The sequence below is a fragment of the Streptomyces sp. GL_141 genome (assembly GCF_057834385.1).
Genome location: NZ_CM174402.1, coordinates 344150 through 362304, shown reverse-complemented (window position 1 = coordinate 362304; position 18155 = coordinate 344150). Strand labels below are relative to the sequence as shown.

Below are 18155 nucleotides of genomic sequence, written 5' to 3'. Positions count from 1 at the left end.
CGCCCTCACCCGGTCCCAACCGGGGGCGTACCGTGGTCCGATGCCAGTAGTGGACATCAGTGCCAGCGCGGAAGAGTTCGATGCCGACCCGTATGCGTTCTACGAGAGGATGCGTGCGGCGGGCCCCGTCCACCGGATCATCCTCGCCGCCGACGACGCCGAGCCGAGCTGGATGATCGTCGGGCACGAGGAAGCGCGCCGCGCGCTCAACCACCCGGCGCTGTCCAAGGACTGGCGCACCTCGGGCGGTTTCCCGGACGCACAGCTCACCGCCGTGAACTCCAACATGCTGGAATTGGACCCGCCCCACCACACCCGGCTGCGGCGCCTGGTCTCACGGGAGTTCACCGCGCGCCGGATGGAAGGCATGCGGGCACGCATCCAGCAGATCACCGACGAACTGCTCGACGCGATGGCCGCCGGGCCGGAGCGCGGCGGAGACCTCATCGAAACGCTGGCCTTCCCGCTCCCGATGACCGTGATCTGCGAGCTCCTCGGCGTCCCCGACCTGGACCGGGCCAGGTTCCGGTACTGGTCCAACGAGATCGTCGCCCCCACCTCGACCGCCTCGAACGGCAACGCGCACCGGGAGCTCGGGGTCTACCTCGCGGAGCTCATCGAGGCCAAGGCCAAGGAGCCGGGCGAGGACCTGCTCAGTGCGCTGATCCGGACCAGCGACGAGGACGGCGACTCCCTGTCCTCCGACGAGGTCATCGGGATGGCCTTCCTGCTGCTGGTCGCGGGCCACGAGACCACGGTGAACCTCATCTCCAACGGCGTACGGGCCCTGCTCGCCCACCCCGCCCAACTGGCCGCGCTGCGCGCGGACGTGGATGGGCTCCTCGACGGGGCGGTCGAGGAGATGCTCCGCTACGACGGCCCCGTGCAGCACACCACGTACCGCTACGCCCGCGAAGCCCTCGACGTGGGCGGCACCACCGTCCCGGCCGGGGCCACCGTGTTCGTCTCCCTGGCCGGCGCCGACCGCGACCCCGCCCGCTTCGCGGACCCCGGGGCGTTCGACATCGGCCGCGCCCCGCAGGGCCACCTGGCCTTCGGCCACGGACTCCACTTCTGCATCGGCGCCCCGCTGGCGCGCATGGAGGGCCGCATCGCCATCCGCTCCCTGCTCGAACGCTTCCCCGACCTGGCCGAGGACCCGTCGGCGGGCCCGCCGGCCTGGCTGCCGGGCAGCCTGATGCACGGCGTGAGCCGCCTCCCGCTCCGCTGGTAGCCCACGGCGGCAACCGGCCCGGCCAGGCCCGGGGTCGGCGGGCCGTGAATGCCCCGCCGGCTCCGCCCGGGTCAGCCCGCGGCGCCCCGCGCCAGGAGGCGTACGGCCTGCTCCAGGCGGGCCCGCCGGGTCTCCGGGGCGAGGGCCTGGAGGAGGGGCAGGACGACGAGGTAGCGCCCGGTCCGGTCCAGGGCCTCGAAGGCCGCCCGGGCCGCCGGGTTCTCCGCCAGGGCCGCCGTGACGTCCGGCGGCACCTCCGCCGTCCGCTGGGAGGCGTAGGCCCCCGCCCAGCGGCCGTCCTCCTGCGCCTTGCGCACCTCGGCGAGGCCCGGTTCGCGCATCCGGCCCAGGGCCGTCAGCTCGGTCACCTTGTCGACATTGACCTGCGACCACAGGCTCCGCGGCCTGCGGGGAACGTACTTCTGGAGGTAGTGCCGCTCGTCCAGGGACCGGCGCTGTCCGGAGATCCAGCCGTAGCACAGCCCGATGTCGACCAGCTCGTCCGCGGAGACCGAAGGGATCCCGGACGCCTTCTTCGCCAGCCTGACCCACACGCCCTCGTGCCGGCCGTGGTTCCCGGCCAGCCAGTCCTCGAAGGCGGCGGCATCGGCGAACGCGATGACCTCCACGCCGTCCAGCTCGTCCAGCTCGTCCATGCCGGCCAGATTAGTGGCCCGCCCCCGGAGCGGAGCGGGTGCCCGGCTGCGGGATAATGATCGCCGGTGCGGGCCCGGTTCGCGCCGGACAGCGCAGCGACCCGAGATGGAGCCCCCGATGGACGTACGCCACTTCGAGCGGATCACCGCCTTCATCGAGGCGCGGCTCACCCCGCTCTTCGCCGAGGAGACGGGCAGCGAGAACGGCTTCGGGATGGACGACACCTCCCGCGCCCTGCGCGCCCTGCGCAACGCGGCGCTGGAGGCCTCGGTGGCCAAGGGCCTCATCGAGCAGCGGGAGACGGCCGAGCCGGCGGTCCGCCGGGTCATCGACCAGGCGGTGGAGCACCACTGGGACGTGCTGCGCGGCATCGCCCGCCAGTGGGAGGACCACGCCGACTTCGTCCGCGAGTTCAAGCGCCACGCGTGGGAGCTCGACGAGGCCCCCGCGGCGGCCGTGGCCCCCTAGGTCCGCAGTCCCGTAGCCGGGGAGCCGCGAGGTCCACGGGCCCCGCAGGCTCCACCGGCTCCGCAGGTCCGCAGCCGGGACCCGGCCCGACCTGGCCCGGCCCGGTCTACCGCAGGTCCATGCCCGGGTCGTCGATGACGCGCTCCTGCTCGCTCTGCTCGCGCAGGCGGCGCGCCTTGTCCCGCAGTCGCCGGCTCTCGTCGGGGTCGGTCGAGCGGGTGGCGGCCTCGTCGAGTTCCTGCGCCTTGTCGCGCAGCTGCCGGGACCGGCCGTGGGATTCGCCTGCACTCATGATCACTCCTGGGCGCTGTGGGGGGACGCCGGGCGGACTTCAGCGAACCAGCAGTACACCGCGAGCGCATCTCGAGCACCGCCGCCGGTGACGCACGGTCACCACCAGTACGCGGGGTACCTCGGTGCCTTGCGGCGCACGCGGGAGGCCGCGTACCCGGTCAGGACGATCAGCACGGTCGAGCCGAACAGCAGCGGGACGAACCGGGCCGCCACCGGGGCCTGGAGCACGACCACCACGGCGGTGGCGCAGGCGGGTGAATGCGGGGTGCGCGCGGCCATGACCAGCGCCAGCGTGACACCGGCGGCCGTGGGCCGGGCAGGGGCGGAGCAGGCGTGGCGGTGCGGCACCACTCCCGCGACGACCCTATCCGGGCCCCTCCGGGCACCCTGCCGCGGGTCCCGGGGGGTGTCCTGCTCCTGCCGATCGGGCCGTCACGCGTAGGGGTCGAAGGGGATCCCGGCAGGTTTGGCCTTGGCCAGGTGGCCGCCGAACTGCCCGTCCTTGATGCCGAGCAGGGCGCTGCCGAAGTCGGCCTGGCTCAGCTTGTCGCGCAGCCCGGCGGGGTAGCCGTTCCAGCCGACCAGCGCGGGGTACTGCCAGGTCCCCTTGTGGTTCTCCGGCGGCTCGTCGTTGGAGTTCGCGGCTCGGAAGCAGTGCGTGCTCCAGCCGTCCTTGTGGTAGACGATCTTCGGGTGGGTGCCGTCGAAGCGGATCTGTGAGGCGGCGTGGACCTTGAAGTTCCCGTGCTCCGAAGTGGAGACGTACGCCACCTGGTTGTTCTGGATCCACACCACGACGTGCTCCCAGTCGTGCCGGTGCCCGGCGCTGCCGGGGCCGAGCGAGACCTGGTCCTTCTCGAAGTAGAGGGCGTACATGACGGCGCACCAGCCGTTGTTGCACTTCGCGCGGGAGTAGCCGTTGGTGTTGTCGAGGTCGGAGAGGTCGCGGCACTGGCCGTTGACGTCGCCCCCCATCTTCAGGCCCCCGTTGATGGTGCCGTCCGGACCGATGGCGGGGCTGGAGTAACAGCCGTCGCGGTCGTAGTCGTAGGCGGGCTGGAACGTCTGTTCCAGCCCGTCGGCGTTGGCGGGCAGGGCCGGGGGCGGGGCCGCGTACGCGACCCCGGGGACCGCGAGGACCAGCGTCGCGGCCCCCGCCGTGGCGGCGAGCATCCTGCGGGCCCGCCGGCCCGGCCCCCTGCGGGATCGCTTCACGGGCGGTACGTCGGCCATCGTGTCCTCCTCATCGGTCACACGGGCAACGCCCGTGCGGGAATGCGGAGTTCAGCTTTCCCGGCTCCCGCCCCCACGCCAAGGGGCAGGAGCCGACCCGTGTCCGGGAATCGCCGTCGGTGGTTCCGGCGGCGGTTCCCGTCAGCGGATCCGTCAGCGGTTCTCGGGGAGGTCCGCATCCGCCGCGGCCGGGGCGAAGGCGAAACCGCGCGCGGTGGCCGGAGCGGCGGCGGGAGCCTTACCGCAGAAGGCCGCCTCCAGGGTGCCGCCGAGGGCGGTGTTGGTCTGGCCGCGGTTGGAGGTGTTCGCCATGGCGGAGAGGGAGCGCTTGCCGTCCCGGGTGGTGAACGCGTAGGTGTAGAAGCCCTGCACGGTGCCCGTGTGCCCGTAGACCTGCGCACCGCACGAGAGGTCGTAGCGGCGCAGGCCCAGCCCGTAGAACCGGGTGTTCGTGGCGTCGGTCGGGGTCACGGTGAGCATGGCGTCCAGGGTGCCCGGACGCAGCAGCTTCCCGCCGAGCAGGGAGGACATGAAGGTGCTGAGGTCGGCCGCGCTGGAGATCATCGCGCCCGCGGACTGCGCCCAGGAGACGGTCTGTTCGGTGGAGTCGACCAGCGGGGCGCCGGCCTCGTCCGGGTGCAGGTAGCCGTTGGCGTGCAGACCCTTGATGGTCGTGCCGGGGTGCACGTAGGAGGTGTTCTTCAGCTTGAGGGGCTTGATGATGCGCCGCTCGTACTCCTTGGCCACCGGCTTTCCGGTGGCCTTCTCGATCAGCATGCCCACCACGACGAAGTTGGTGTTCGAGTACTTGTACGCCACCCCGGGCTCGGTGGTCCTCGGCTCGGCGAGCGAGAGGCCGACGAGCTCCTTGTACGTGAACACCTTGTTCCGGACCGCCTCGAAGCCGGGCACGGTGTGCTCGAACATGGCGTTCGTGTAGTCCGCCAGGCCGCTGCGGTGGGTGAGCAGGTGGCGCACCGTGATCCGGTCGTCGGGCAGCAGGCCCGGGAGGTAGGAGTTGACCGACCGGTCCAGCTCGATCCGGCCCTCGTCCACCAGTTGGAGGAGGACGACAGAGGAGAACGTCTTGGTGACGCTGCCGATGCGGAAGCGGGCCCGCGTGTCCATCGCCGCACCCGTGGCCCGGTCCCGTACGCCCTCCACCCGGGTCCGGACCCCGTCCGGACCGGTGAAGCGGGCCATTGCCCCGGGGGCCCCGGCCGCCGTCGTATTGCGCAACGCCTGCGTCAGCGCTTCCAGATCGGGCGCGGCGGCCGGCTGGACCGGAGCCTGGGCGGCGGAGCCGGGCGCGGTCGCCGCGTGGGCGGCGGTGGCGGGCAGCGTTCCGCCGGCCACGACGGCGAGCAGGGCGGCGCCGACGGCCAGACGCCGTGAGCGGGAGGAAGACAGCAGGGTGGACGGGGACGTGGACGTGCGCACGTTGCTCCTAGGGTGGGCCGGGTCGGCCGGCTTGGGGGTTTGCGGATCGTTTCCGACCTTACGGATGATCAAGGGCAGGTGGGCACGTTTTCCAGCCAAGCCGCCCCGCGGACGTAAATGTTGGTCACCCACGCCTGATAGTCCGGAAGATACGACCAGACGTCATTGGTGTAGCCGTCCGAGGTCACCGACTCGGCGTGCTTCTGGCACGCGACGCGGATGGTCGTCGGCCCGGGGAAGGCGTACACGCGCGCGGCCGCCGTGGCGGGCCGCTCCTTGGTCCACACGCCGGAGCCCCAGGTCTGGAACACGTGCCCCGTGACCGGTCCGGTGTCGACCCGGACGGCCCCGTAATAGCCGTTCGACAGCCGCGCGTCGGTGACCTCGCTGACCATCAGCTTGGTGCCCGACTGCCGGGCCTCCGCCATCTTGCCCGCCCCGAGGTAGAGGGCGATGTGGTGCAGGTCGCGGGAGGTCCCCCACACCAGCAGGTCGCCTGGGAGCAGCGGCGCGAGCCCCTGGGCGGCCGTGAAGCGCGTGGCCGCGCGGTGCGTGTAGTACTGCGCACTGGCCACCCCGTCGAGCAGGTCCGAGCCGGCTGCCTGCGCGTAGGCGTAGCGGACGAACCCCGAACAGTCGAAGCCGAGCCGTTCGGGATCGTGCTCGCTCGCCGGATCGGTGGGGTCCACCTGCCCGTACGTGGCACCGGGCCCCGGGCCGTGCCCACCGCCCCAGGTGTACCAGACCCCCTTTCCCACCTGTTCGCAGGCGGCGGCGACGGCGCGCTCGGCCGCCGCCGAGGCCCCGGGGGCCAGGACCCGGCAACCGTCGTCGGCGGCGGCCGGGCCGGCGGGGGTGCAGAGGAGTACGGCCAGCAGCGCGAGGAGCGTTCCGATGAGACCTGTTCGGCGCGGCACGATGGGAGACACGGTGGGAGACATGAGGGGTGACACGGTGGGTGACCTCGATTCACGGGGCACGGGGTGGTGGTGAAGCGCGGCCGTCCGCCCGGCACTTGGCTGTTGGGCCGCACCCGTGACCAGCCTGTCGGCCGCCGCCGCGTCCCGTCGAGGGCCGGGCGGGGCACCACCCGAACGGGCAACGGGAAACCCCGGAGGAAACCCCGGACGGCTTAGGGGGTGTCTTGCCGATCGGGCCCGGCAAGACACGAAAGAGACGGCCTAGCAGCCGCGCCGCGGAGCCCGCTCGGGCAGGCCGGGCACCAGTTCCTGCCGCTCCCGCGGTCCCAGGCGGCCCACCGTCCGGCAGATGTCCGCCAGCCGGGCGCCGGGATCCGGGTTCCACAGCCGTACGGTGCCGTCGTTGCTGCTGCTCGCCAGGGTCCGTCCGTCGGGGGAGAAGACCACCCCCCACACGGCGTTGGTGTGGCCCGACAGCGCGGCCCGGAGCCGGTGTCCGGGCACGTCCCACAGCCGCACCGTACGGTCGTTGCCGCTGCTCGCCAGGGTCCGCCCGTCGGGGGAGAAGGCGATGCCCCGCGCCGAGCCGGTGTGCCCCGTCAGCACCGTGGTGACGCGCCGCTGGTCCGCGTCCCACAGCCGTACGGTGCCGTCGTTGCCGCTGCTCGCCAGGGTCCGCCCGTCCGGGGCGAACGCGACGGCCCGTACCGCTCCCGCGTGCCCGCTGAGCGCGGCGAGCGGGCGGCGCCCGGCCACGTCCCACAGCCGGACGGTCAGATCGTCCCCGGCGCTGGCCAGGGTCCGGCCGTCGGGGCTGAAGACGACGTCGTTGGCGAAGTCGGTGTGCCCGGTGAGGGTGGCGAGCGGACTGCGCGCGGCGGTGTCCCACAGTCGTACGGTGCCGTCGGCGCCGGCCGAGGCGAGGGTGTGTCCGTCGGGGGCGAAGGCCACCGAGAACACGGTCCCGGTGTGCCCGGTGAGGGTGGCGAGCGGACCGCGCGTGCCCGTGTCCCACAGCCGTACGGTGCCGTCGGCGCCGGCCGAGGCGAGGGTGTGTCCGTCGGGGGCGAAGGCCACCGAGAACACCGTCTCGGCGTGCCCCGTGAAAGTGGCCAGAACCCGCCGTTCGGGCACGTCCCACACCAGCACCGTGTGATCGGCGTCCGCCGTGGCGAGGAGCTTCCCGTCGGGGCTGTACGCGGCGTGCCACACCTCGGTGAACGGGCGAGCCGTCAGCACCGGCCCCCGCAGGTCCCAGAGCACGACGGACTGGTCGAACGCGGCGGTGGCGAGCACCGATCCCGTCGGATCCACCGAGACGGCGAGCACGTAGTCGGTGTGCCCGGCGAGCGTCGCCGTGAGCCGGGCGCCCCGGACGTCCCACAGCCGGGTGGTGCCGTCGCCGCCCCCGCTGATGACGGTGGTGCCGTCCGGCGTGTAGGCCACGGAGTTGACGTCGTCGCTGTGCCCGGCCAGCGTCGCGGCCGCGCGCCGCCCGCCGACGTCCCACAGCCGCACCGTACGGTCGACCCCGCCGGTGGCGACCGTACGCCCGTCCGGTGCGAAGGCCGCGCCGAGCACTTCCCCGGTGTGCCCCTCCAGCACGCCGGCCGGCTCCGCCCGCCGCGTGTCCCACAGCCGTACGGTCCCGTCGGCGCCGGCCGATACGAGGCTCCGGCCGTCCGGGGCGTACGCCAGGGTGTTGACCCGAGCGGTGTGCCCGGTCAGGACGGCCCGCTCGCGGTGGTCCCCAGCCGTGTCCCGCAACTGGATGGTCCCGTCGGCGGCGGCCACGGCCACGGTGGCACCGTCGGGGGCGAAGGCCACCGCCCGGGCGCCCGCCGTACTCGGGGGCAGCACCGACACGGAGCCGCCGTCGCCGGAACGGAGGGGCCAGAGCCGGACCGGGCCGTCGGTGGAACCGGCCGCCAGGGTCCGCCCGTCGGGGCTGAAGGCGACGGTGCGCACCCGGCCGGGCGCGGTGAAGGCGGCGACCGTGCTCCGGCCGGCAACCCGCCGCAGCAGCACCTTCCCGTCGGAGCCGGCGGTCGCCAGCAGCCGGCCGTCGGGGGCGAAGGCCACCGCGTTGACCGGCCCGCCGTGCCCGCCGAGCCGGGCCAGGAAAGGCTGCGACTGGGTGCTGAGCAGGGCGCCGCGCGCCTCGGGCGTCGCTTCGGCCCGGTAGGCCTCCTCGGCGAGCAGCATGGAGGCCTCGGGCTGTCCGGCGGACAGGGACAGCGACCGGGCGGCCAGCGCCTGGGACCGGGCGGTCCGTTCCTGCCCGAGGGCTCCCGCGCGCTGCTGGTACGCCACCCCGCCGGCGGTCAGCGCCAGCAGGAGCAGGACGACGAGCGTGGCCAGCATCCGCTGGTGCAGGCGGACCCGGAGCAGGTCCTGACGGCGCCGGGCCTCCTCCGCGGCCCGGCTCGCGTCGAGGAAGGCGGCCTCCCGGGGGCCCAGCCGGCTGCGGCCGTCCAGCTCGTCGGCCCAGGTGCGGGCGGTGGCGAGGCGGCTGCCGCGGTAGAGCACGGACGGGTCGCGGGCCTCGCGCACCCATTCGTCGGCGGCCTGGGCCAGTTGCTGGTGGACGAGCAGCCCGGCCCGGTCGGCGTGGATCCAGCCGCGCAGCCGGGGCCAGGCGTGCAGCAGGGCCTCGTGGGTGATCTCGACGGTGTCGCTGTCCGCGCTGATCAGCCGGGCCCGGACGAAGGCGTCGAGGCCGGCAGGCCCCAGGGCGGCCGCGGCCCGCACGGAGTCGGCCTGCCCCTCCAGCAGGGCGCTACGGCTCATCCGGCGCCGGGTCGGCCCCGTGCCCTCGGCGATGTGCACCAGCCGGACGAGGAGCCGCCGGACCATCCGCTGCTCGGCCGGGTACAGGCGGGCGAACACCTGCTCGGCGCTGCGGGCCACGGCGCCCTGGATGCCGCCGGCGTACTCGTACCCCGCGACGGTGAGCGTGGATCCCTCGCGCCGCTGCCAGGTGGCCATCAGCGCGTGGGACATCAGGGGCAGGGCGCTGGACGGCGCCTCCCCCGGCCAGGGGTCAGGGCCGCCGCCGGGGCGGGCCACGGGGTCACCGGCGCCGGGGTCCCGTACGCCCGCGTCCCGCAGCAGCAGGGGCACCAGCCCCGGCTCCAGGGCGAGCCCGGCGAGCTCCGCCGGGCGCGTGATCGATTCCCGCAGCTCCGCCACGGACATCGGGGGCAGGACGAAGAGCCCGTCGCTGAACACGGCGGCCAGCTCCGGCAGGTCCAGGCACTCCCCGGAGAAGTCGGCCCGCACACCGAGCACGACGACGGCGGGGTCGTACCCGCCGCCGGGCGCCGCCGGAGAAGCGCAAGCCAGGGCGAGGAGCACCCGTACGAAGGAACGGCGCTCCTCCTCGTCGGAGCAGAGGGTGAACAGCTCCTCGAACTGGTCGACCAGCAACACCGGCCGCACGGTCGCGAGCCGGAGCCCGTCCGCCCCGGGCAGGGGGTCCGTCCCGCTCGTCAGCCGGTGCACGGATTCGAGCAGCTGTTCCGGGTGGGTGCTCAACTGCCCCGGGGTGACGCCGAGGTCGGCCCCCACTGCTTTGCCGGTGGCTTCGAGCAGTTCCCGCAGCGGGTGCGCGGTGGGGGTGAACCGGACGACCGGCCAGCCGTCGGCCCCCGCCACCGGGAAGCCGCCGCGCCGCAGGGCCGGTACCAGACCCGCGCTGAGCAGGGAGGACTTGCCCGCGCCCGAGCGGGCGACGAGGAGCAACGGGCCGTGGCCGAGCCGGTCGTGGACCCGCTCGACGAGGGCGGCCGTGGCCCGCTCCCGGCCGAAGAACCACCGGGAGTCCTGCGGGGTGAAAGCCGACAGGCCGCGGTAGGGGCACGCGCCGTCCGACTGCGGACCGCGCTGGCGGGGCGGACCGGGGGCGTCGGGAGTGCCGGCAAGGCCGGAAGAGCCAGGGGGACCGGGTCGGTCGGCCTGCTCGGCGCGGGATCCGGCTGCCGGGCGCCCGGACTCCTCGCCCTCCGGTACCAGCCGCAGGAGTTCGCCCCCGGCCTCGAGGACCCGGTCGCAGCTGCGGGCGACATCGAGGGTGACCGGCTTCGCACCGGTCTCGATCTTGCTGAGATAGCCCTTGCTGTAGTGCGTCCGGCGGGCGAGGTCGCCCAGCGACAGGCCGCGCTGCACGCGCAGCCTGCGCAACTGGGCGGGAAAGGCCGCCGCGGCCCCGCTCGCGCGGTCCGGATCCCCCAAGACGTCCCCCATGGCAATGTGCGCCCAGGCTGTGAGAGGCAGGTGCCCAGGCTATCGCGGGGGTCGGACGGCCGACCGGCCGATCGTGCGGTGTCGCATGAAACGGCGGCGTTCCGGAGCCCGGCCGGGGGCCGGGATCCGGAACGTCCTTGCGAGTGCCGAACGGGCTGTCCCGCCCGTGCGCGGTTCGCAGTCGGTGCTTGGCGGTTGGCGGTTAGCGGTTAGCGGTTAGCGGTTGAGGGTGATCGAGTTGATCGGCCCGAGGTCGGCGTAGACCCCGGTGCCCTGGGCGATGGGATTGCCGCAGTTGACCCCGTTGGAACCGGCGCACAGGCGTGCGGTGGCCCCGCCGTACTGGTTGTTCAGGACCCAGTGGTTGCCGTACTGGTTGGTCAGGTTGTGGGCCCCGTAGCTGTAGAAGACGTGGCTCGGACTGACGGCGGGGTTCTGGTTCTGCGGGTAGATGCAGACCGCTCCGTCCGGGCAGCCGGCCCACGTGTCGGCCGGCTGCGCGCCGGACGCCCCGGCGGCTCCGCTCAGTGCGACGACGGCGGCCGCGGCGGTGGCGAACGCGGCGGCGCCGCGGATCATCTTGCGCATGGTGTCCCCTCGGGTCTTGCTCCGTGCTGACACCTAGAGCCTGTCCCCGGCGGGCACCGGGGTCGACGGGTTTCCCGTCGCCCGTCGGCCACCCCGTCCGGGAAACCCCCTGTGACCAGCGAACTCGCCGAGGGAGGGGCAACGCACGTGCCTGCTCCTTCGGCCCAGCGCGGATGAGGCCTTCGGGCGAACGCGCTGCGCGGCGCACGGGGCGGCCGCCGCCGGGGTGATAGCCCGAGGGGACCAACACACCCCGGAGGTGCGGCCGCACATGACCAGGCGACTCGTGACGCGGCCCGCCCGACGGCTCCCGCCCGGCGCCCGCCCCCGCGGCGAAGGCCGGACCGGACCGGCCCGTACCCCGGTGCGCGGGGCGACCCCGGCGACCCCGGTGGCCCCGGGCCTGCGGACCGCGGCCGGGTACGCCTGGCGCCTGCTGGTCGTCGGCGCGGCGGCGTACGCGGTGTTCGCCGTCCTGGGACGGTTCCACGAGATCGCCCTGGCCCTCTTCCTCGGCCTGGTCGCGGCGGCCATGCTGCGCCCGCCGGCCGCGCTGCTGGCCCGGGTGATGCCCCGCGGGCTCGCCGTCGCCTGCGCGCTGATCGCCAGCATGGTCCTGGTCCTCGGCGCCCTCGCCCTGGTCGGCGAGGCCGTCGCGGGGGAATGGCCGGCGCTGGTGAGCGAGTTCAGGGTCGGGCTGGACCGCATCCAGAACTGGCTCCAGGGTCCGCCGTTCCGGCTCGACTCGCACGCCCTGAGCGATGTCCAGGCGAAGATCGAGACCTACCTCTCCACCCACCGCTCCACCCTGCTGAGCACGGCGCTCAGCGGTGCGGGACGGGTCGTGGCGGTGTTCACCGTGGTGGCCCTGGCGCTGTTCTGCTCGGTGTTCTTCATCCACTCGGGCGACCGGCAGTGGGACTGGTTCTGCGGACAACTGCCCGAAGGCGTACGGGAGCGGGTGGCCGGGGCCGGACGCGCCGCGTGGCGGACCTTCACGGGCTACACCCACGGCATCGTCCTGGTGGCCGCGACCAACGCCGTCCTCGTGGGCATCGCGCTCTACCTCCTGGGCGTCCCGCTGGCCGTCCCGCTCGCCCTGCTGGAGTTCGTCGCCGCCTTCGTCCCGCTCATCGGCTCCCCGGTGGCCCTCGGCGTGGCCGCCGTCGTCGCCCTCGCCACCAAGGGGCCGCTCGTGGCGGCCCTGGTGGTCGCGCTCATCGTGGTCATCGGCCAGATCGAAGGGCACCTGCTCCATCCCCTCGTGATGAGCTGGGCGGTGCGCCTGCATCCGATGGTGGTGGCCCTGTCGGTGGTCGCGGGAGCCATTGCCGCCGGGATCGTCGGGGCCGTGGTGGCGGTGCCCCTGGTCTCGGTGGCCTGGGCCGTGCACCACTCCCTGCGCACGACCCGTACGGGCTGAGCCGGAAGTCGACGGGTCCCGGATCAGCCCGTACGGGTCGACCCGGGAACCGACCGGTCCCGCCTCAGCCGAGGGGGTCCACGACGGCCTCGACGTGGTCGGCGACGGCGACGAGCAGCACCCGCGTGCCCGCCTCCAGCGCCCGCCAGCGGTGCTCCACCCCGCCCGTGAGGTACAGCGTGTCGCCGCGGCCCAGGCGGTGGGTCCGCCCTTCGGCCTCCACCTCGGCGGACCCGTCGGCCACGTACATCAACTCGTCGTTGCGGTGCCGGAACGCGCGCTCGGCGTCGTGGTCCCCGGTGAACTCCAGCGCGTGCATCTGGTGCTGGCCGCGTACGAGCGGACGGACCCGGGCCGTCGGATCGGTCCCGGAACCGGAACCGGAACCGACCCCGGTCCCGGCATCGAGCCCGGGATCCGCGTCGGCCCGCACGATGTCCACGCGGCGCGGGGTCTCACCGGCGGCCAGCAGCTGCACGGCCGTGGTGTCCAGGGCATCGGCCACCCGCTGGAGCGAACGCATGCTGGGGCGGGCCCGGTCGTTCTCGATCTGGCTGAGGAAGGGAGAGGACAGCCCGCTGCGCGCGGCCACCTCGGCCAGCGTGAGGTCCAGAGCCCTGCGCCGCCTGCGGATGCCCGCACCGATCCGCCGCTCGGACGTCGTCTCCTCTTCCACCTGACCGCACACCCCGCTCCTCGTTCCCCGCCTCTGGCGATCATCTTCCCGCACCCGGCCGCGGGCTTCGCACTCCCTTCACAGTGCCGCAACAATGCACCACTAACTTCAAAGGAGATTGCTCGCATCAAACAAAGTTTCACGCTCCGCAGGAGGACAGCATGCTCCCGGTCGACCAGAACTTCCGCCGCCGCCGCGGCACGGGTCTCATCGCCCTCGACCCCGCCGCCTCGGAAGGCGGGTACACCCTCTTCGCCCCGCTCACGGGCACCGGCGAGGTGTACCTGATCGACATCCACGGCGACGTGGTCCACGAGTGGCGGCTGCCCTACCGCCCCGGCCGGCACGCCCGGATCCTGGCCAACGGCAACCTGGCCTACAGCGGCGTGCTCCCCGGCGAGGAGGCGCTCTTCCCGATGTGGCACAAGTACCGCGGCGGCGTGATGCTCGAAGCCACCCCGGACGGCACCGTCCTGCGCGAGCACCGCGATCCCCTCCAGCACCACGACGCCCACCACCTCGGCGGCGGCCGTGTGCTCTACACCGCGCTCGAACCGCTCCGGGGCGCCGACGCGGCGGGCGTGCTCGGGGGAGTACCCGGCTCGGAGGCGGCCGACGGCACGGTATGGGCCGACACCATCACCGAGGTCGACGCCGACGGCTCCGTACGCTGGTCGTGGAGCGCGGCCGAACACCTCGACCGGGCCGAGTACGCCCTGCACCCCGACTACGCGCGCGAACACTGGCCGCTCGTCAACAGCGTCGTACCGCTCGCCGACGGGAACGTCCTCGCCAGCCTGCGCAGCGTCTCCGCCGTGGTCGTCATCAGCCGGGAGACCGGCGAGATCCTCTGGCGCACCGAGCCCGGAGTCGTCTCGCAGCAGCACGCCCCCACCGAACTCGCCGACGGCAGGGTGCTGGTGTTCGACAACGGCGTCTTCCGCCCCGGATCGGACGTCCCCCACTCCCGCGTCATCGAGGTCGAGCGCTCCTCGGGCAAGGTCGTCTGGGAGTACCACGACCCCGCCCGCGAGGCCTTCTTCGCCCCGTTCATGGGCAGCGCCCAGCGGCTCGCCGGCGGCAACACCCTCGTCACCGACTCCCCGTCCGGCCGCCTCTTCGAGGTGACCCCCGAGGGCTACCTGTGCTGGGAGTACGTCGTCCCCCACTTCGGCGCCTACCAGGAGTCCGAGGTCCGCGGACTCTTCCCCTCCGAACCCAACGCGGTCTTCCGCGCCTACCGGTACACCGCCGAAGAGCTGCCCTGGCTGAACAGAGAGGCCGCCCGATGAGCGCCGCCTCCACGAAGCCGGCACCGGAAGGCCCGGAAGGCCCGGAGAGCCCGGAGGGCGCGGCGAGTTCCGTGAGTCCCGTCAGTCCCGTGAGTCCCGTCAGTCCAGTCGACGAGCGGCTGCCGCTGCGCCGTCTGGCCCCGCTGTCCGCACAGCACGTCCTGGCCGTGGTGGCCGCGCCCGTCTCCACCACCTTCCTGACCGGCCAGGCCCTCGGCCTCAGCGCCGCGCACACCGCCTCCCTGCTCAGCGCCACCCTCGTGCTCTGCGGCGCCGGCACCCTCCTCCAGTCCCTCGGGGTGTGGCGGTTCGGGGCCCGGCTGCCGTTCGTCATGCTCCCCGGCGGGGCGGCCACCGCGCTCTTCCTCCAGATAGCCAAGGACCACGGCCCCGCGACCGCGACCGGCTCGGTGCTCCTCGCCGCGGCGCTGCTCTTCGCCGTACTGCCCTTCTACGCGAAGGTCGTACGGCTCTTCCCGCCCCTGGTCATGGGCACCACCGTGCTGCTCATCGGGATCGCCATGATCCGGGTCGCCGCCCAACTGGTCACCGGCCGCCCGGGCAGCCCCGGGTACGCCGCGCCCTCGGCCGTCGTGCTGGCCGGCGCCACCATCGGCTGCACCGTGCTGTTCCTGATGGTGCTGCGCGGGATCTGGCGGCAGACCGCCGTGCTCCTCGGCATGGGCGCGGGCACCCTCATCGCGCTCACGACCGGCCTCGGCCACCTCGCGCCCGTGGGCGGAGCCGGCGGGGGCCTGACCCTCCCGCACCTCCTCCCGTACGGCGCACCGGACTTCGACGTGCTCGCCGCGCTGCCCCTGCTCGTCTTCAGCCTCACCACCCTCGCGGAGATCACCGGGCAGACCGTCCTGAACAGCGAGACCGTGGGGCGCGAGAGCGACCCCGGACGCGATGCGCCCCGGGTGGCCCGGGCCGACGCCCTGATCTCGGTGTTCGGTGGACTGTTCGGCACCTCGCTGATGGTCACGAGCGCCGAGAACATCGGCATCGGACGGCTCACCGGGGTCCGCAGCCGCTTCGTCACCGCCGGCGCCGGAGTGCTGCTCATCGCCGTCGGCCTGCTGGCACCCGTCTCCCGGCTGATCGCCGCGGTCCCCGCACCCGTCGTCGGCGGATCCGCCCTGGTGATCTACGGGATCATCGCGGTGATGGGCGTCGACATGCTCGGCCGGACCGCGCCCGGCGCCGGCGGGGGTTCCACGGTGGTCGCGCTGGCCCTCACCGCCGGACTGCTGCCGGTGGTCGCCCCCGACCTCTACCAGGGATTCCCCACCTGGGCCCGGACCGTCCTCGGCAGCGGGGTGGTGGCGGGCACGCTCACCGCTGTCCTGCTCCACGCCCTCTTTCAGGCGCTCGGCAAGGGCGAGCCGCAGGGCCCGGTGCCCGGGCAGAAGGGCCGATCCACGGGCTGACGGCGGTGCCCGCGGGGCGGGCGGCTATCCTCGCGCGGCGAAGGCGGGTACAACTGCTGTGCGAAGAGGGGAAGCCGATGCTGCGCGATGTGCGCGAGTGGTTCGACGGCGCGGCCGACGGGGAGATACGGGCACTCGAAGAGGTGCCCGGCATCGATCCGGAGCGGCTGCGGGAACTGTGGTGCGCCGAACCGGAGCTGATGCTCCGCCTCGACGGCCTGCACGCGGCCGCGCAGCGGGCCTTCGAACGGCGGACGCGCGCCGCGGTCACCGAAGAGCTGCTCCGCGCCCTGCGCGCCGTGGCCCAGGGGGCGGACGTGGCCCGGCTGGAGACGGCCGTCGCGCTGGCCGGAACGCGGCTGGAGGCGGATACGGCCACGGCCGGGGCGCGCGGCCTGAACACCGGCCTGACCTGCGGGATCGTCATCAGTCCGGTGATCCTGCTCGTGGTCTTCGCGCTGGGGGAGTGGGTGCCCGGGCTGTTCGGCGCGGGCCTCGGCTGCCAGGAGCGGCTGGCCCTGGCCGGGGCGCTGGTGTGCTTCGCCGGCGGGGCGATGGGCGCGGTCTTCAGCGTGATCGTCCGGCTGCGCGATCCCCGGCAGCTGATCCGCGACAGTCCGGGCGGGGCCGATCCGGCCGTGGATCCGGTCCAGCTGTCCCGCGCGCTGCGCCAAGAGGGCTGGTACCGGGTGGTGGTGGGGTGGTTCCTGGCCACCGCCCTCTACCTCCTCGTCGCCGGCGGGATCCTCACCCTCCTCACCCCGCCGGCCTCCCCGGCCGACCTGTGCGGGCCCGGCCCGCTCTCCGCCGACGGGCACGGGGCCCTGGTCAAGACCTGGTTCTTCTGGGGAGCGATCGGCTTCCTCGCGGGCCTGAACGAACGGTGGGCGCGCGGTCTGCTGCGCCACCCCTCGGCGCCCGGCGGCGAGGCGTCCGGACCGGCGGACGGCGCCCGCCGCTCGTAGACGAGGCTGGCCGTTCGGGCCGCCGCGGGCCGGCTCGTCACCGTCACCCTGCTCACCGGCGCCGTCCGCACCCCCGTACTCGGCCGGGTCGGCGACATGTACGGCAAACGCCGCGTGCTCCTCGCCTCGCTCGGCGTCCTCACCGCCGGGTCCGTGCTGTGCGCGGTCACCTCCGACATCGACGTCCTGATCGCCGGCCGCGCCCTCCAGGGCACCGCGCTCGCCGTCCTTCCGCTCGGCATCAGCATCATCCGCGACGAACTCCCCCGGACCGCGTCCTGCCGCCCATCGCCCTCATGAGCCCCACCCTCGGGATCGGCGCCGCGACCGGCCTCCCGGCGGCTGCCCTCGTCGTCGCGCACTTCGACTGGCACGCCATGTCCTGATCGCGGCCGGCGCCGCGCTCGCCGCGCTGGCGGCGGCCCTCTGCCTGCCGCCGGGTAGGCCGGCGGCGTCCGCGCGGCCCGGTGCGGTCGGGGTGGCCACGTCCGCGCCCGTGCTCCGGGAGGGCGCATGAGCACCGCCGGGGAGTCGGGCCGCGACGGCATCGTGCGCGCCGCCCGCAGGCCTTCACCCTGCGTCCCTACGCCGAAGTCACCCTGCGCGGCATCGCGGCCGACGCCGGCGTCAGCCCGTCGCTGATCGTGAAGCGGTTCGGCGGCAAGGAGGGGCTGTTCAACACGGTGCCGACTTCCAGCTCGCCGCCGGCGCGCTGTTCGCGGCGGAGCCGGCCGTACTGGGCCGCCACCTCGTCCTGACCACGGTCCGGTTGCGCGGCGAACTCCGCGGGGACCCGCTGCTGCGGGTGGTCTTCTTCCTCGGCATCGCGGGCCGGCCGCTGGGTCTGGGGGCGACGCCGAGTCTGCACCGGCCCGATGGCGCGGGTGCCCGTACCCCTCCGGGCGACTGGCGGACCTGTACGCGCCCGGGCTCCAGGGGCTCATCGACGGCGGCGCCGGAGGGCATGATCCGCGGGAGCCGGTTAGCGTCGGGGGATGAGTACCGAACCGCAGACCTTCGAGATCCTGCTGGTGCCCGAGCACGTGGTGGAGGGCTCGGCCGACGACGCCGTCCGCTCGGCCGTCGTCGCACCGACCGGCCAGAACGGCGCCTCCGGCTACCCCCGCTATTCGGGTGACGGGATGGTGGCCGACATCGACCCGGTCACCCGAACGGTGGAAGCCCTCCTCGTGGACGGCTCCGAGCTCGACTACGGCCTCAAGCCCGTCCTGTACCCGCGCACCTGACAGGCCGTCCGGGTGAGGCGTCCGGGCGGCGGGAAGGACC

17 protein-coding genes and 1 pseudogene are annotated in these 18155 nt (G+C 73.9%); 9 read left to right on the top strand and 9 right to left on the bottom strand.

The genetic code is table 11. The annotated features are described in order from the left end of the window. Positions 1 to 40 precede the first annotated feature (40 nt). Positions 41 to 1234 (top strand): cytochrome P450 family protein, encoded by a 1194-nt coding sequence (locus AC3IX6_RS01565; RefSeq protein WP_489368353.1) that lies wholly within the window; start codon positions 41 to 43, stop codon positions 1232 to 1234. 71 nt (positions 1235 to 1305) lie between these two features. Here AC3IX6_RS01565 and AC3IX6_RS01560 read toward each other — a convergent pair whose 3' ends face one another. After that, a complete protein-coding gene (locus tag AC3IX6_RS01560) occupies positions 1306 to 1890 on the bottom strand; it encodes a YdeI/OmpD-associated family protein (protein ID WP_489368352.1) in 585 nt (194 codons plus the stop codon). A 118-nt stretch (positions 1891 to 2008) separates the two neighbouring features. Here AC3IX6_RS01560 and AC3IX6_RS01555 point away from each other — a divergent pair, with 118 nt between their 5' ends. Then, positions 2009 to 2359, top strand: a complete 351-nt coding sequence (locus AC3IX6_RS01555; protein ID WP_243332017.1) for a hypothetical protein — start codon at positions 2009 to 2011, stop codon at positions 2357 to 2359. A gap of 106 nt (positions 2360 to 2465) precedes the next feature. Here AC3IX6_RS01555 and AC3IX6_RS01550 read toward each other — a convergent pair whose 3' ends face one another. From AC3IX6_RS01550 to AC3IX6_RS01520, 7 genes are all read right to left on the bottom strand, one after another. Further along, positions 2466 to 2651: a DUF6381 family protein gene (locus AC3IX6_RS01550; protein WP_284717145.1), complete on the bottom strand. Its 186-nt coding sequence runs from the start codon at positions 2649 to 2651 to the stop codon at positions 2466 to 2468. Between the two features lie 98 nt (positions 2652 to 2749). Continuing rightward, positions 2750 to 3004 (bottom strand): HPP family protein, encoded by a 255-nt coding sequence (locus tag AC3IX6_RS01545; RefSeq protein WP_489368351.1) that lies wholly within the window; start codon positions 3002 to 3004, stop codon positions 2750 to 2752. A gap of 81 nt (positions 3005 to 3085) precedes the next feature. Beyond that, the gene (locus tag AC3IX6_RS01540) at positions 3086 to 3886 is read right to left on the bottom strand and encodes an NPP1 family protein (protein WP_489368350.1); all 801 of its coding nucleotides are present in this window, start codon (positions 3884 to 3886) and stop codon (positions 3086 to 3088) included. 153 nt (positions 3887 to 4039) lie between these two features. After that, entirely contained in the window at positions 4040 to 5326 is a 1287-nt protein-coding gene (locus AC3IX6_RS01535; protein ID WP_489368349.1) for a serine hydrolase domain-containing protein, read from the bottom strand. Between the two features lie 68 nt (positions 5327 to 5394). Beyond that, the gene (locus AC3IX6_RS01530) at positions 5395 to 6267 is read right to left on the bottom strand and encodes a C40 family peptidase (RefSeq protein WP_489368348.1); all 873 of its coding nucleotides are present in this window, start codon (positions 6265 to 6267) and stop codon (positions 5395 to 5397) included. 240 nt (positions 6268 to 6507) lie between these two features. Continuing rightward, positions 6508 to 10491 carry an nSTAND1 domain-containing NTPase gene (locus AC3IX6_RS01525; protein WP_489368347.1) on the bottom strand — a complete coding sequence of 1328 codons (3984 nt, stop codon included), beginning with the start codon at positions 10489 to 10491 and terminating at the stop codon, positions 6508 to 6510. Positions 10492 to 10707: 216 nt separating this feature from the next. Next, positions 10708 to 11079 (bottom strand): hypothetical protein, encoded by a 372-nt coding sequence (locus AC3IX6_RS01520; protein ID WP_266901870.1) that lies wholly within the window; start codon positions 11077 to 11079, stop codon positions 10708 to 10710. A gap of 271 nt (positions 11080 to 11350) precedes the next feature. Between AC3IX6_RS01520 and AC3IX6_RS01515 the strand changes: the two genes are divergently transcribed. After that, positions 11351 to 12502 carry an AI-2E family transporter gene (locus AC3IX6_RS01515; RefSeq protein ID WP_489368346.1) on the top strand — a complete coding sequence of 384 codons (1152 nt, stop codon included), beginning with the start codon at positions 11351 to 11353 and terminating at the stop codon, positions 12500 to 12502. A 64-nt stretch (positions 12503 to 12566) separates the two neighbouring features. On the opposite strand, the gene AC3IX6_RS01510 is transcribed toward AC3IX6_RS01515, so the two are convergent. Next, on the bottom strand, positions 12567 to 13178 hold the full coding sequence (locus AC3IX6_RS01510) for a helix-turn-helix domain-containing protein (RefSeq protein WP_489368345.1): 612 nt from the start codon (positions 13176 to 13178) through the stop codon (positions 12567 to 12569). Between the two features lie 161 nt (positions 13179 to 13339). Here AC3IX6_RS01510 and AC3IX6_RS01505 point away from each other — a divergent pair, with 161 nt between their 5' ends. The 6 genes and pseudogenes from AC3IX6_RS01505 (at position 13340) to AC3IX6_RS01480 (ending at position 18115) form a co-directional block, all read left to right on the top strand. Beyond that, positions 13340 to 14470, top strand: a complete 1131-nt coding sequence (locus tag AC3IX6_RS01505) for an aryl-sulfate sulfotransferase (RefSeq protein ID WP_489368344.1) — start codon at positions 13340 to 13342, stop codon at positions 14468 to 14470. Positions 14471 to 14559: 89 nt separating this feature from the next. Then, positions 14560 to 15903: a uracil-xanthine permease family protein gene (locus AC3IX6_RS01500; RefSeq protein WP_489368343.1), complete on the top strand. Its 1344-nt coding sequence runs from the start codon at positions 14560 to 14562 to the stop codon at positions 15901 to 15903. A gap of 77 nt (positions 15904 to 15980) precedes the next feature. Continuing rightward, positions 15981 to 16868 carry a hypothetical protein gene (locus AC3IX6_RS01495; protein WP_489368342.1) on the top strand — a complete coding sequence of 296 codons (888 nt, stop codon included), beginning with the start codon at positions 15981 to 15983 and terminating at the stop codon, positions 16866 to 16868. A 9-nt stretch (positions 16869 to 16877) separates the two neighbouring features. Beyond that, positions 16878 to 17248: pseudogene (locus AC3IX6_RS01490) on the top strand (MFS transporter); the annotation flags it as partial. Positions 17249 to 17335: 87 nt separating this feature from the next. Beyond that, a complete protein-coding gene (locus AC3IX6_RS01485; RefSeq protein WP_489368341.1) occupies positions 17336 to 17626 on the top strand; it encodes a helix-turn-helix domain-containing protein in 291 nt (96 codons plus the stop codon). Between the two features lie 237 nt (positions 17627 to 17863). Next, a complete protein-coding gene (locus AC3IX6_RS01480) occupies positions 17864 to 18115 on the top strand; it encodes a hypothetical protein (RefSeq protein WP_489368340.1) in 252 nt (83 codons plus the stop codon). The last annotated feature ends 40 nt before the right edge of the window (positions 18116 to 18155 follow it).

What these genes read in the sequence shown, in the direction of transcription:
- AC3IX6_RS01540 (WP_489368350.1), bottom strand. Translation starts at nt 3,886, where the DNA reads ATGGCCGACGTACCGCCCGTGAAGCGATCCCGCAGGGGGCCGGGCCGG.
- AC3IX6_RS01555 (WP_243332017.1), top strand. Translation starts at nt 2,009, where the DNA reads ATGGACGTACGCCACTTCGAGCGGATCACCGCCTTCATCGAGGCGCGG.
- AC3IX6_RS01520 (WP_266901870.1), bottom strand. Translation starts at nt 11,079, where the DNA reads ATGCGCAAGATGATCCGCGGCGCCGCCGCGTTCGCCACCGCCGCGGCC.
- AC3IX6_RS01515 (WP_489368346.1), top strand. Translation starts at nt 11,351, where the DNA reads ATGACCAGGCGACTCGTGACGCGGCCCGCCCGACGGCTCCCGCCCGGC.
- AC3IX6_RS01525 (WP_489368347.1), bottom strand. Translation starts at nt 10,491, where the DNA reads ATGGGGGACGTCTTGGGGGATCCGGACCGCGCGAGCGGGGCCGCGGCG.
- AC3IX6_RS01480 (WP_489368340.1), top strand. Translation starts at nt 17,864, where the DNA reads ATGAGTACCGAACCGCAGACCTTCGAGATCCTGCTGGTGCCCGAGCAC.
- AC3IX6_RS01530 (WP_489368348.1), bottom strand. Translation starts at nt 6,267, where the DNA reads ATGTCTCCCACCGTGTCTCCCATCGTGCCGCGCCGAACAGGTCTCATC.
- AC3IX6_RS01560 (WP_489368352.1), bottom strand. Translation starts at nt 1,890, where the DNA reads ATGGACGAGCTGGACGAGCTGGACGGCGTGGAGGTCATCGCGTTCGCC.
- AC3IX6_RS01550 (WP_284717145.1), bottom strand. Translation starts at nt 2,651, where the DNA reads ATGAGTGCAGGCGAATCCCACGGCCGGTCCCGGCAGCTGCGCGACAAG.
- AC3IX6_RS01565 (WP_489368353.1), top strand. Translation starts at nt 41, where the DNA reads ATGCCAGTAGTGGACATCAGTGCCAGCGCGGAAGAGTTCGATGCCGAC.
- AC3IX6_RS01505 (WP_489368344.1), top strand. Translation starts at nt 13,340, where the DNA reads ATGCTCCCGGTCGACCAGAACTTCCGCCGCCGCCGCGGCACGGGTCTC.
- AC3IX6_RS01495 (WP_489368342.1), top strand. Translation starts at nt 15,981, where the DNA reads ATGCTGCGCGATGTGCGCGAGTGGTTCGACGGCGCGGCCGACGGGGAG.